The 13401-nt window shown below is 44.9% G+C and carries 15 protein-coding genes; 11 read left to right on the top strand and 4 right to left on the bottom strand.

Annotated elements, in window-relative coordinates; genetic code table 11:
* The 6 genes from LZD49_RS34930 to LZD49_RS34905 all read left to right on the top strand — a co-directional run.
* Positions 1–1899: DNRLRE domain-containing protein (locus LZD49_RS34930; RefSeq protein WP_234673213.1), on the top strand; the 1899-nt coding region annotated here is incomplete at its 5' end.
* A 309-nt stretch (positions 1900–2208) separates the two neighbouring features.
* Entirely contained in the window at positions 2209–3051 is an 843-nt protein-coding gene (locus LZD49_RS34925) for a class I SAM-dependent methyltransferase (protein ID WP_234673212.1), read from the top strand.
* Between the two features lie 276 nt (positions 3052–3327).
* Entirely contained in the window at positions 3328–3876 is a 549-nt protein-coding gene (locus tag LZD49_RS34920; protein WP_234673211.1) for an alpha/beta hydrolase, read from the top strand.
* 181 nt (positions 3877–4057) lie between these two features.
* Positions 4058–4573, top strand: a complete 516-nt coding sequence (locus tag LZD49_RS34915) for an ester cyclase (RefSeq protein ID WP_234673210.1) — start codon at positions 4058–4060, stop codon at positions 4571–4573.
* Positions 4574–4640: 67 nt separating this feature from the next.
* The gene (locus LZD49_RS34910; protein WP_234673209.1) at positions 4641–5150 is read left to right on the top strand and encodes a Crp/Fnr family transcriptional regulator; all 510 of its coding nucleotides are present in this window, start codon (positions 4641–4643) and stop codon (positions 5148–5150) included.
* Positions 5151–5374: 224 nt separating this feature from the next.
* On the top strand, positions 5375–5743 hold the full coding sequence (locus tag LZD49_RS34905; RefSeq protein ID WP_234673208.1) for a flavodoxin family protein: 369 nt from the start codon (positions 5375–5377) through the stop codon (positions 5741–5743).
* Positions 5744–6046: 303 nt separating this feature from the next.
* On the opposite strand, the gene LZD49_RS34900 is transcribed toward LZD49_RS34905, so the two are convergent.
* Positions 6047–6169 carry a low affinity iron permease family protein gene (locus tag LZD49_RS34900; protein ID WP_234673207.1) on the bottom strand — a complete coding sequence of 41 codons (123 nt, stop codon included), beginning with the start codon at positions 6167–6169 and terminating at the stop codon, positions 6047–6049.
* Positions 6170–6509: 340 nt separating this feature from the next.
* On the opposite strand from LZD49_RS34900, the gene LZD49_RS34895 reads away from it, so the two are divergent.
* Complete coding sequence (locus tag LZD49_RS34895; protein WP_234673206.1) at positions 6510–6689, top strand: DUF2188 domain-containing protein; 180 nt, start codon at positions 6510–6512, stop codon at positions 6687–6689.
* A 455-nt stretch (positions 6690–7144) separates the two neighbouring features.
* On the opposite strand, the gene LZD49_RS36290 is transcribed toward LZD49_RS34895, so the two are convergent.
* Genes LZD49_RS36290 through LZD49_RS34885 form a run of 3 tightly spaced genes read right to left on the bottom strand, consistent with a single transcriptional unit; the run spans position 7145 to position 7887 of the window.
* Positions 7145–7369: a VOC family protein gene (locus tag LZD49_RS36290; protein ID WP_409021383.1), complete on the bottom strand. Its 225-nt coding sequence runs from the start codon at positions 7367–7369 to the stop codon at positions 7145–7147.
* A 24-nt stretch (positions 7370–7393) separates the two neighbouring features.
* Positions 7394–7534: a hypothetical protein gene (locus LZD49_RS34890; protein ID WP_234673205.1), complete on the bottom strand. Its 141-nt coding sequence runs from the start codon at positions 7532–7534 to the stop codon at positions 7394–7396.
* A gap of 50 nt (positions 7535–7584) precedes the next feature.
* Complete coding sequence (locus LZD49_RS34885; RefSeq protein WP_310590530.1) at positions 7585–7887, bottom strand: hypothetical protein; 303 nt, start codon at positions 7885–7887, stop codon at positions 7585–7587.
* Positions 7888–9401: 1514 nt separating this feature from the next.
* On the opposite strand from LZD49_RS34885, the gene LZD49_RS34880 reads away from it, so the two are divergent.
* The 4 genes from LZD49_RS34880 to LZD49_RS34865 all read left to right on the top strand — a co-directional run bounded on the left by LZD49_RS34880 (position 9402) and on the right by LZD49_RS34865 (position 13274).
* Positions 9402–10502 (top strand): imelysin family protein, encoded by a 1101-nt coding sequence (locus LZD49_RS34880; protein ID WP_234673203.1) that lies wholly within the window; start codon positions 9402–9404, stop codon positions 10500–10502.
* Between the two features lie 325 nt (positions 10503–10827).
* Positions 10828–11130: a hypothetical protein gene (locus LZD49_RS34875; RefSeq protein ID WP_234673201.1), complete on the top strand. Its 303-nt coding sequence runs from the start codon at positions 10828–10830 to the stop codon at positions 11128–11130.
* Positions 11131–11653: 523 nt separating this feature from the next.
* Positions 11654–11851 (top strand): DDE-type integrase/transposase/recombinase, encoded by a 198-nt coding sequence (locus tag LZD49_RS36285; RefSeq protein ID WP_234673199.1) that lies wholly within the window; start codon positions 11654–11656, stop codon positions 11849–11851.
* 511 nt (positions 11852–12362) lie between these two features.
* Entirely contained in the window at positions 12363–13274 is a 912-nt protein-coding gene (locus tag LZD49_RS34865; protein WP_310590531.1) for a site-specific integrase, read from the top strand.
* The last annotated feature ends 127 nt before the right edge of the window (positions 13275–13401 follow it).

Genomic DNA, 13401 nt, shown 5'->3' with positions numbered 1-13401 from the left:
TGCGGTGTTGTGGGCAATTGTCTTGTGAACAAGGTGAAGCTGGTGTTCCGCAGCCCTGGGGACTGCTGTATGGACCGTCTGAACGGCGCGAAACTTCAAGGCAGCAATAATGGCGGCAGCAGCTGGACGGATATTTATTCTTTCTCAGCTAATGGTACAGGGAGCTACCAGGAATTTACATTCAGTAACTCTAATACCTATGCATCCTTACGCTTCGTTGCCAGCAGTACGGGCTGGGGCGAGCTGACAGAGCTTGAATTCTATAACGGCACAACAAAACTGACTGGAACTGCTTTCGGTACGGGCAACTACGGACTTGCCTTCGATAATTCTCTAACGACCAAATGGGAAGGTAGTTCAGTAGGTAGTTCAAACGTGGCAGGTCTTAATTTGACCGGTTGCGGTAGCGGAGTTCTGAACCCGCCTCTGGTGGAAAAGACCTCGGGGAATACGGCGTGTGTAGCGAGCAACCATGTCGTTCAGCTGACAGCATCAAATTGCTCGGGCAGCATTACGTGGTTCCGCAGCGGCACGCAGGTAGGCACGGGTACTACACTGAATACCAATGTACCAGGTAGCTATACAGCAAGATGTACCGTCGGCAGCCAGACCAGTGAATCCGCTGTGTTCAACGTAGCCGAGACCTCCGGTTGCGGTGTGCTGAACCCGCCTACGATCCAGATGACCTCCGGGACAACTGCATGTGTAGCTACCAACCAACTCGTGCAGTTGACGGCCTCGAACTGCACCGGCAGCATTACGTGGTTTCGTAGCGGGACGCAGGTTGGCACGGGTACTACATTGAATACTAATGTGCCGGGCAATTACACAGCTAGATGTACATCTGGTAGCCAGACCAGTGAATCGGCTGTCTTCAATGTTGGGCAAACTTCCGGTTGCGGTCAACCTACAATCACTCCAAGCTTTTCAATTTGGAAGGCGGGTGTCTCCGGAGTGAGGACTAAAATCAAAGATTTGGTAAATGGAGATCAAATTCAGCTTAGTTCTTTCGGTGGCGGGCAAGCTAACTGGTTTATGGAGGTCCCTGGCCAGGTTACCAACTCAGGTGGTGCAAATTATTACGACAAAGTACTTATCAGTCTGACACGTCCGAATGCGACTACTGAAGGCTGGGGGCCAGATCCAGTTGGAGGAGGCGATGGCGGTCCATATGGTGTTCACGGTCGGGATGGTGGAAGTACACCAATAGTTGGTACATATCAACTTAGTGGAAAGGTATATAATGGTAGTACAGAGATTGGTAGCCGAAATATCAGCTTCTCTATCGTAAATCCTTGCTCACCTGTTTCAATTACAGCCAGTCAAGCCAAAGACGCACGTGTATCGGAGAACGCTTCGAGTACAAATTATGGGCAAACAGGAGAACTTGCGATTAGTAGATGGAGTTATGACAATCAAGACGCTACCTTGCGAGCGTATATCGATTTTTCTGAATTACAGAACATACCTCAGGGAGCTACTATCACTTCAGCCACACTAAATTTATTTGGAATTTCGTCAACTAACGCGACTCAAACTTTTGGTAATAGTGGCTTTGTCCAAGGCACGACCCTTGCTGAGATTTGGGTGAAACGTGTCACGTCGCCTTGGCAAGAGACTGGGGTTAATTGGGATAATAAGCCGTCGGTAAGTCCCTCAAATTGGGTGAGTTTGGGCCCCCCGTCTTCTCAGTGGAATTTTAATGCAAGTGTGTCCGTCGCCCAGCTTGTACAAGATATGGTCAATTTGCCAGCTTCTTCACGTTACGGTTTCGCACTTGAATTAAAAGACGAGGCCAGATATCGTTCCATGGTTTTTGCGTCAAAGGATGCTAGTGACGCTAGTCGAAGACCAAAGCTAACCATAACTTATACGACTTGTCCGGGGTCGGGGATTTGAAATTTTTAGATTTTACAGGCGATAGTGATGAGACCTGATTGGTTCTTACAATCAGGTCTCATTGCCTTTGGATCGCCGGATCCGGACGTATAGTGTATTTATTCGATCTTGGCATATTAACTAGTTGACAAGGACGTTCTTCGATAGTTAGCGATGACAAACCAGAAGCATAAGGAGTAAAGAATTCGGCGGTGGATGTCAGCAAAGTATTCGAGCTCGATATTCAAATGATATTCATTGTGGATTTTTGGCTAGCCAAGCGTATCTTCGCAGTCCTCACAATATTTGTAAAGCGTACAAATTTATTTTATGAAACGTGCCATACTAAGGAAACTAAAACGAAATCGATTAATCAATGGTGCTAGACGCGTCTTGTATGCAACGTCCTATTTTAATCGAAAATATTTTGAAATTCTTAAATGGGGTTTTGAGTCGAAAGAAGATACCAATTATACGTACGAGTTAAAAGAAGGAAACATAAGATACCTTGCACAACTTATCGCCGCAGTTACAGGTGAGCCATACTCAGTCGTTTTGGGGTACATTCAGGAAGCGCAAAATGACAAGGAAGTTGAAGATCACGTGCTTGACGCGATAAAACGTTCACCTTATACGGCATTCGCTGATTTTCGAACAGGGTTTGCTAAGAGACTTGGTTGGTATGCCCTAGTGAGGATTCTAAAACCCCAAGTGGTGGTTGAAACTGGTATTGATAAGGGCTTAGGCGCGGTACTTTTGTGTGCTGGTCTCCTCAAAAATCGTGCTGAGGGATTCGAGGGTGAATATTATGGGACGGATATTAATCCGGAAGCAGGCTATTTGCTGACAGGTAAGTATAAGGAGGTTGGTAGTATCCTATTTGGAGATTCCATCAAAAGTCTTCAGTCCTTTGACAAGCAGATTGATCTGTTTATTAACGATAGCGATCACTCCGCCACCTATGAGTATAATGAATATTTGACGGTCAAACCGATCTTATCAAGTAACGCCGTAATTCTCGGGGATAATTCTCATGTCACAGATAAGTTGTCTCAATTTGCTATAGAGAATTCCCGAGATTTTGTATTTTTCAAAGAAGAGCCTAAAGACCACTGGTACCCTGGGGGAGGGATTGGCATTTGTTATACAAAAGATTCATTTCGCAAAGTATGATACCAGCGTTTCGGGCGCTCAGTAAAAAGTTATATTTGTGTTAGTGCTTATTGGTCTTTGGAATTTTTGTAACATAAAATAAAATTCGGCCAAGAGTCTAATCCGGATATCCGCGTTGGCAGCACGCGACTCTGCGATCAATGCTCAGGTACCGGACATGATGGTGCTCTTGAAGAGGCAGTTGAAAAATCTTGAGGCCCATCCGATCGTTATTCCAGTCAAAGATCTGCGGTATAAAAAGGTCGTGTTACTTCCAATTGAAAGTTTGGTCTTCAGATGATCTTGAGATTAGACGCGGGTGATAGGAATGACTTCATTTACTTTCCTGCGTTATTGTTTGGGATGGAGCATGGAGACAATCGGATTTTGCAGAGATATGTGGAAAGGAGGTATAATCAATTTAACGGAGCTTACGGTTCAGGGATATCTGCCATGCGACAGGCATCCGGCGCGACACCGGGCAGATATGTCCGGATCCGCAGAGAGGGCAAAATAGCTTTGCTTGGAAACGGCATGAACACTCCGGACATTTATGCCGGGTGGCATGACGTAGATCTTGGTGATGACTTCCGCTCGCTATTCAGATGTGAGCTGCCTACATTGTTTGTAAGTGGTACTTTTGATAGTAATACGCCCATTTCTAATGTTGAGGAATTGCTGCCATCGTTTTCCAAAGCTCAACATTTGGTCGTGGACAATGCAGGGCATGAAGATATACTGCCCAACGCAGAGGTTCAACAAGAAATCATCAGGTTTTTTAGAAAAGAAATCTCAATCAAAAAGTCTGTCGCGCTTCCTAAGCCTAGGTTTGTGCCGTTCTTCTAATAATCTTGCGTTGAGGATGTTGTAACACTTTGAAAATAGTGAATCTTTTCGTCCTTGTCTGCCCATTTTCTCGGACAAGGAACTTTCATGAACCTATGTTAACGAAATTACTTATCCTACCTGATTTTGAGGGTCGTGGCTGCTAGTGAACTTTGCAGCAGTTTGTTAAACGTGATTCGAAATGCAAATCTTAACTACATTCATCAAGTGCTTTGCCACTGCCATTTTTTTTGCGGCTTTGCCTCAAGCTCTGGGCCAGAGTGCTGCGAGCCAGGAATCGCCATCGTCAAAGGAATTGGTCCATCTGTTTCTTTCAGAGGTCAGGTCGGGGAAGTTTCCGGAACGGGCCCGGCTCTACATGGCAGGTACTGTTATTGCCCACCAGGTTCAGTCAGAAGCTCCGGTAAGCATAGAGCGGACACCGGAAGATTACGCCAACCATGTCCGCGAATTCATTCGGTTGTTCGGACAATTCGAATTTCAGATCACCGAGCTGTTGGCTGATGGCCCGAAGGTATATGCGCGGTGGGTTCAAGATGGTTGCCATTTGCAGGAAATGGATGGCCATAAACCGACGGGCGCGCCGCTAGTAGAGTACACGAGTGCTGTTTACCGCGTCGAGAACGGAAAGATCGCCGAATACTGGCTCCAAACCGACCGGAAAGGGTTTGAAACGCAGCTTCAAAGGGGCCATTGATTCATATGCCGCCTGCGCCTATATTTGTCTGATATGTATGACCTTTTAATCCAAAACCTGAGCAAATTTGTCCCTCTTTCTTCACAGGAAGCCGGGATCATACAATCCCTTTTTACGCTCAAAAAATACAGGAAAACAGTACATCCTGCAAGACGGGGATGTAGCACGCTGTGAAACGTTTATAGTGAAGGGTGTGACGCGTACTTATGAGGTGGACGACAGGGGCCAGGAGCATATTTTACAGTTTGGCCTGGAAGACTGGTGGGTGGGCGATCTGTATAGTTTTTTGACAGAAACTCCCACAACCTACAATATCGATTGCCTGGAAGATGCCCACGTGCTGCATATTACCAAGGCAGACCTGGAAACTTTGTATGAGACAGTGCCGAAAATGGAGCGCCACTTGCGTATCATGATCCAGAATGCATTCATTGCGTCGACAAAAAGGCTGTCGGCGAGCCTGGCCAAGAGTGCGCCCGAGCGGTATGAGGAGTTTGTCAAAAAGTACCTGCAAATAGAGCAGCGCGTGGCCAACCATCAGATTGCTTCCTACCTGGGCATTACCACCAAACGCTGAGCCGCATCCGCTCTGAAAGCAAGTAGCGCCCCCTGATGTTCGGTAAATAACATCTAAGATCTAAGCCTTGTGCTTTGCCCGGTTCATTCCGGGACGTAAAGTCGCGCCTTGCATTTTCGCCGGCAAGACCATTAAAAAGTTAAATCCATGTTAAGGTTTTTTCTTATCCCAGGTGATTGGCAACTGTGCGCCAGACCCGCAAAATTTGCATTAAAATATTAGCCATGAAAAAAGTCACAATCGCTATCGTTTACCACAGTCGGGCTGGGTATACCGAAAGGCTCGCCCAACTGCTGGCCCGGGAAATGACAACCCTTCGTTCGGTAGTGCATTTACTGAATGTGGCCGAAGCCGTGGCACGTCCTGATATACTGCACAGCGCGGACACAATCGTTTTCGGAAGCCCAACCTACTTTGGCAATGTCAGCGCCGAATTCAAACAGTTTATGGAAAGTACAGGTGAATTCTGGTACAAGCAACCCTGGAAGGATAAGCTGGCTGCCGGTTTTACCCTGTCGTCGACGATCAAAGGAGACAAGCTGAACACACTCGAATCGATGATGCTTTTCGCTTGCCAGCACAGCATGAACTGAATTTCGCTGGGCGTTCTCCCACGGTTTCTGCATAACGAGCAAACCGAAGGTCAAAACCGGCTGGCCAGCTACATTGGCCTGATGGGGCAGTGCGACAACGGGGAGCAGGTCATTAACGGCCAGCATCCGGGCGACTTACTCACCGCCGAACTATTTGCCCGAAGGATCGTGCAGGTAACGTCCCATTATATGGCTAGGTAACGGGAAAATGTAATTCAATAATTAACTATAAGTTTTAGCAGTAATGAACAGAGATCAAATTGAATCAGCCATCCGTGAGCTGAACTACATGGTATTGAATGGTCATGCCCCCGTCGCAGCCCAGATCAGCACGATTACAAACGCGGATAGAAATGCGGGTGAGCTCCCAGTCCAGGCGGTAATTTGATTGGCCATGCGCTCAAATAGGCCGTTAAGTTTTTTCATATCGCGGAAAGTATTTTGCACGCTTTCTGTGATAAATCCGTGCCGGGTGACCGGCTGCAATTCAACTTAGACGCTATCTAAAAAGGAAGGCACGATTTTGGAGGCGGGCGCTATCCCGGATGGAAGGGTTTACACTTTCTGGGATTACCTGCGCAATGCCTATGGCCGAGATGCCGACCTTCGACTGGACCACCTTTTGTTAAGTCCTGAAATTGTGCCGCGGCCCTGACGTGCCGGCGTTGACCGGCACGTCAGGGGCTGGGAAAAAGCCAGTGACCATGCGCCCGCCTGGATTGAGCTGACGCGTGCATAAGTTAGATTCACTATAAAACTGAGTCTTATGCCTTGGTATAACGGGGACTATCCGCCAACCTATAAAAACCAGCCCAAGAAGATCCGCGAAAAAGCGGTCGAAATCGCGAACGCCCTTCTGCTCGATGGAGCGGAAGAAGGTGTCGCCATCGCAACTGGGCTGAAAAATGCCAGGCAGTTTTTTAAACGTAAGAAAAGCAGCAAGTAAGCCACCAGCGCAACTCCCACAAGTATCCAATCCTAGCGCATATTGATGAGTTGGTAGATCTCTTCCCGAATAGTTTGTGATAATGCACATTTGGTACGATATTTTTCTGTGGCTGTTATGACAGTTTGATGTGTAAAAAGTAATTTAACTTACCATGGGAATTAAGCCAGGACCTAAGAGAATCGCAGATTCAACAGGTAAACCAGACAAGCGCCAGCGGGATAATAAAGAATCACCGGGCAACACGCCATCCTTGAAACCGCACAAGCATAAGAAAGGTGACTGACAAAAATTTGAAGGCTATCTGAATTACACCTATCCGTTCCTCAAAGACGATATAATGGCAAAGATTTAGAAGCTTCCGGCGACCGCACTACATTCGGTTCAGGTGAAAGGCCAACTGCAGCAGTGAAATGCTTGGTTGACCTCACAGAAATTTTGTGCGATAATTTTAATCACAGATGCTCAATGGACTTGTGACCTCGCGCATTGCCATCTGTATCCAGAGGAATGAAATCGTTGCAAGCTACTTCCAGCACATTTGATTCCACGTCCTGAAAATAAAAATATAGCCCTCCAAAAGGTGGTGCGAATGGCGCGGTCAGAATTTTTACGCCCTTACCTTTCAAGTGTTCGTATATGTCTCTTACCTCTTGCTCGGTTGGGACATTGTAAGAGATCGTCGTGCCCCTAAACCCTGTGCCTTACGGCCTTATTCCGATCAACTCCGCAAGAAATTTCCGGCCCGTAATACTGAGCAGGAACCCATTCATTTGATAGAAGACGATGTCCTCGTTGCTGGCCACAGGTTGCCATCCAAGCGTCGTCTCATAGAAGCTTCTCATCCTTTGCAGATTTTCGGCGGTCAATGTGAGCACTGTTATTCTTGACTGTATCACGGGCGTATTTTGCTTGGTTTTGAAGGTGATGTACTATTCAGGGCCCATGCGACTAAGGCTGATTGAAAAAATAACCTGGTGAGCCGTTTGGCGTCTGTGTCTAATCCAAATGCATTGCTGCGCTTGGTATACTGGGCGATATTCCCTAGAAAGACGGCCGTAAAGAACAGACCTGCGATGCGGCCAATTGCCTGACGGTATTGCTTGGGCGTAACGACCAGCGCAGTGCCGAGCGCGATTTCTGCTATGCCTGAGTAAACCACCGTATCGTCTTTTTTGAGCGGCACAAATTCAGGCACCTGGGCCTGAATTCTTTTTCTGGCAAAGGTCAGTGACTAATGCCGGCATAGATCAGGCCAGCCCCAAGCAGCAATCTGGCTACTGTTTTCGAATTTTCTTTGTTCATATTCGTGGATCTTGCCTTCGAACGGAAAAAACCTTTCCTGCCTTGTAAGCAACTACTGCACGATGTTACATGTGGCTTCGACGCTCACTAAAATTATCGTTAATATTCTGATTGATTGGTTTTTATAATCATGTAAAAGGACAATTTTAGGTTCATAATGAGAAAGTGTTGATATTCTGAATGAAGAGGACTAGTATCAGCGCCCAATTGCAAAGAATAGGGCGACTAAAAAATACCGCTCTTTGTCTGAGGGAAGCACCAGAATAACAATATTTATGCAAGGAAATGAGACTTCTTGTAATCGCGACAATGTTCAGAAGTGTGCCAGGAGGAAGCCGACGAGATCGGAAAAATATTACCTTGTCGAGTTTTTGTCCGAATATTCTACTAGGGAGTGCCTAACCTTCACTTTTCAGAAATGTGGAATTGACATCAGGAAAAAATATATCAGCATTACGGCTTTGATCGAATTAGCGGGTAATGTGTGGGAACGAGCAATCAGTACAATTACCGGATGAAATTAGAAATAAGAGTTGTATTGCAAATGAACGCAATACAACTCTATGCTTACAAAATTTTGCCCGTAATCTAAAAAGTCATTTTTTCTTATGTACTTGATTTGACAAAATACATATAGTCACCATCCCAATAATTCCAGGCGCAATTTATGTTTACAGGAGTTACCATGTCTACACCAATATAGCCCTCTACGCAGGCGCCACTAGAAGTCCCTGACATAGTAAAGGTGTAGGTGGCGTTGGTGCCTACGGTACTTGCACCAAGTGGAACTGTCCATGAAAACCCGGTATACCATTGAGTACTGAATATATCCTGTCTGAAACTGCCTGTTGCCGCTGTAGTTCCGATTGATACAGAAGGAGTACCCAATGTAAGACATCCCTCGTCACGCTTGTATATCCTGAATTGAGGGTTTTCGCTACTTGCACTTGTTTTCGTCACTGTTAGCGTTACTTGTCTGTTAACGCCTGCCGATTGCTTCAAAAACAATTGCGGAGTACCACCCGGAGGGGTGTACGATTCGTCGGGGTTATTTTGGTTAGGTGTGGACAATTGCCAAGAGTATCCTGGCCCAGACCTGGCGACTGTTTCTTTCCGATCTTTTTTGGATAACAATGGCTTATCCGGTGAGACATCCGATTCTCTCTGACAAGATACAATGACAATTGCGGCTATGGAAAGTAAATAAAACTATAATTCTTTTCATAAGCGTTTGTTGTTTTGATGAATTATTGTAGGCGTAATTTTACGGGCCAATAAATAATATATGTATAAATTGTTTTGTAATTGATGTATTACAAACAATATATTTTTCGTTTTATATAAAAAGAATAAATTGTTTTGTTTGAATTTGTTTTTTTAAACATGAAACTTTAATAATTACTTTGTATGACAATTAAATATGCTATAAAGTTAATTTTGCTAACAGCACTTTTAGTTGTGCCATTCGCTTGCAAGAATCGCGATCCGGTTAGTCCGCTGAAGTTATCTGACCGGCAGATAGTGTTGAATTCGCTCGGGAATTCGGCAATTACTCCTGGGCTTGTAGACTTACAGACTTCTTTCAACGCTTTAAGAGGGCACGTTAAGACATTCACAGAGGATTCGACAAATGTAGCAAAGCTATTATTGTTAAGGGATCAATGGTTGAGCACGGCTATTCAGTTGAAGACGGTCTCAGTTTTTGCTTTTGGGCCAGTAGACCAGCGTTTCTTTAAGGACAATATCGCAAGCCCAATAAATTCGCAGGCGATAGATGAATTGCTCGCGCGGAATATTTCGATAGATTCTACGGTTGTAATGAATTTGCCAGCTGACAGCAAGGGGATTGGGGCAGTGGAATACTTAATATTTGGAGAGAATCCCACAAACTATACTCAAACAATCGAGTCTTTTACGCAACAGGCACAGAAAACAGCATACCTACGTTCGTTATGTGACGACATGCAAAAGTATGTCAATCTTGTTTTGCTAAAATGGAGTCGAGCAGGCGAGGGTTATGTCGATACATTTATCGGAAATGATGGGGATGGTCCCAATTCGTCGATTGCCTTGCTCTACAGTGCAATATCCTCCCAAGTATCGCTGGTACGAAAACGCATCGAAATCGCTTTAGCTTTAAAGAGAGGCGATGGCTTTAGACCGGATTTGATTGAAGCACCATATAGTTCTAAGTCGTTGGAGCTTTTAAAAGCAGAAATCGGAGCTATTCAGCCCGTTTTCACAGGTAGACCGATTACAAGTTCCGACTCACGAGGCTTTAATTGGTTGCTCGGCCAAGCCAATGCTAAAAAAGGTGACGAGCTGCTCAGCCAGACAGTGATGCGGCAGTTTGATGTGATTTCGACAAAAATAGATCAAATAACGCCGTCATTAGAGGAGGCTGTGTTTTCTAACCCAAGCATTGTAACGAGTTTAATAACTGAAATTGATGAATTGAAATCTTTAATTGAAAGTGATGTTCGAAACAACTTATATTTACATGAATGATTTTAACAATTGGAAATGAATGGATTATGATTTGACGTTTCATAATTGCCAAAATGCATTGGAAAGTAATAAGGTCTAAAATAAATCACGCTACATTTCTTTCGAATACCTATAGAAAGTTGTGTTTCCTTATTATAGAAGGTATGGACAGCTGACCTTAATTTCGGCATTAGAAGATGCGGCTTCTTATTTATTTTTGTTATGGGATAGCAGTGGGGGGAATTGACATGCCATTTCGTGGTTTAAAGCGTCTTACTAACATAATGTAATTTTATACAACAGCTCATATGCTACTGATTATTGTGTACAATAAATTGGTAACATCATGTATATTAGCGCATTAAGTCGAAATAAAAAAAGTAGAAAATCGCTGCTTTTCAAAAGAAAGGTTGTCGAGACATTCCGGGCGGAGATTGCCACCGCAGACCAGATCCAACAGACGCTGCACATTTCGCAGACCGAGCTCCGCCGACTCAACCGGTGGTACTTCAAGCATCGCTTAAAGCCATATCTATTTCTTGAATCATTTATTCAGACTATGAAAAAGAAAACTGATGCGTCATATCTGAAAGCCGTGGAACAAAGGCTTTTGGAAACCGAAAAAGGAAAACCGGTTCCTGCGGCTTAAAGCCGAAGCATTCGAAACTGCCATACAAATCGCCGAAGAACACTGGGCCGCCAGCGCGGTTTAACATTCCGATCCTAAAAAAGTCTGGCCGCGGTGGCGTACCACCCAAACAACCGAAAAGCTGACCCGTCGCTACCCGCTCACGGGTATGGAACAGCTGACTAAATTGCCGCGTCGGCGGTCCTATTGGATTGTCAAGACAAGCCTGGTATGCGGCTGCCAGGCGTCGGGAGAAGAAATGCTTCGAGCAAGATCTTGTCTTAGGTGAAGTCCGCCGGATCAGGCGGCAGATCCCCGGAATTGGAACTGCAAAATTGCACGATCTGATGAAGGATTTTGTGCGCGGCCATCAGATCAAACTTGGTCGTGACAAGTTACATAATTACTGAAAGACAATAATTTATTATCGCAAAGAAAAGACAAACGCGTCAGGACGACCAATTCCGAGCACTGTTATTACAAATACCCAAACCGTGCTAAGAACCTGATACCCAAACATTCCAATACACTTTGGGTAGCTGACATGACCTATATTCCATTGGGTTCCCACTTCGTTTACCTATCGGTGATCCTGGATGCCTATTCTCGGAAAATTGTGGGCTGGCACCTGGACAGAACCATGCAGGCGCAGGGATCGGTACAAGCTTTGGACATGGCCCTTTTGTCGAGAACCAATCCTTCACAACCGCTCATTCATCATCGCTCCGGCGACCCGGTCTGATCGCGGCGTGCAATACTGCTCATGGAAATCCGTCAACCGGCTCAGAAACGAAAGCGTGTCCATCAGTATGGCTGAAAGCGGCGACCCGAACGAGAATGCAATGGCCGAACGCGTGTTCCGGACACTAAAAGAAGATTTTAGGCTAAGAGGTTTTCTTTCTTTTTCAGCAGCTAGGCATAACAGTCAAGCCTATCACGGTGTGGGTTTGTTTCATGGCTCTACTTTATGGGAATTTGCCGAAAGATATCAGATATTCGACAACGGTCGATACTTTCGTACTTCGGGCCTCAACTGTTGCCGTCAACTCATCAACTTTGGGAGGGCGTCGAGAATAGTCCGGGGTTTTAACAGTTTTGGCAGTCGAGAAAAGTTTCAACGACATGAGGTCATTGGAAGAAGTATGGTTGATAATTTCAGTTGTATTTTTGGCTATTGTGGCATTTGGTATAGTGAATAGTTATGTTTCTGTTAAGTACGAAGTGGAGGTGCTGGCAAGAATGCAAGAACTTTTATTGGGGTTTTTAAAGATCACAACAAGAAGATGGAGCAGTTGATAGGAATAGATTATGCTTATGCAACTTTTCAGCGATACCAGACCTCACTTCAGCGTACGGAGAACTTCTTGAAGTGGAAGTTCAAGGTGCCTGACGTGCATCTTGCTGATTTAAACTATCAGTTTATTTCTGATTTTGAATTCTACCTCAAGACGGTCTGTAGCTGCGGTCATAATTCAACCATGAAATACCTATCAAATTTCAAAAAAATAGTTTTGATCTGCGTCAAGAACGATTGGTTACATAAAGACCCGTTCTTCGCCTACAGAATGCCCAAAATAGGGGTGGATAGAGTAGCCTTATCTGCGGAGGAGTTGTTGACAATCATTAAGAAAAAGTTTATTACTGAGCGCTTACGGCTCGTACGCGACATTTTTGTTTTTTCATGCTACACTGGGTTGGCCTATGTAGATGTGCAAAAACTCAGACGTTCCGAAATTATAATAGGCATTGATGGAGGTCAATGGCTACAAATCAAACGACAAAAAACTGAATCCCGGTCGAGCATTCCGTTACTGCCTGAGGCAATCACTATATTAAATAAATATGAGAATCATCCGCAATGTGCCAGCACTAGCCGCTTACTGCCAGTTTTATCGAATCAAAAGATGAATGCCTATTTGAAGGAAATAGCTGATGTTTGTGGTATTGAGAAAAATATAATGTTTCATTTGGCCCGACATACATTCGCCACCACTGTTACATTGTCCAATGGAGTTCCGATTGAAAGCGTATCGAAGATGCTTGGACATCGAGATCTTAGGACTACTCAATTGTATGCAAAGGTGATTGATTCTAAAATCAGTGAGGGTATGAAACGTTTGAAAGATAGCTTGACAGACAAACTCGGCCAAAGCACAGCTATGTAAGTGTCCCTATTCCGTTAGAATTTTTAGAGGTCGTGTGTTATCCCCTTTTGGGTGATCAATTGCTGAATAGAGCTTATCCCGTTTGTTTAAACTCATTCGGTGTTAAAAAGCCAAGTGCTTGATGTGG

The sequence above is a fragment of the Dyadobacter sp. CY261 genome, from assembly GCF_021440085.1.
Classification (GTDB): Bacteria; Bacteroidota; Bacteroidia; order Cytophagales; family Spirosomataceae; genus Dyadobacter.
The sequence above is the reverse complement of the archived record's forward strand: the minus strand, read 5'-3'. Positions and strand labels throughout refer to the sequence as shown.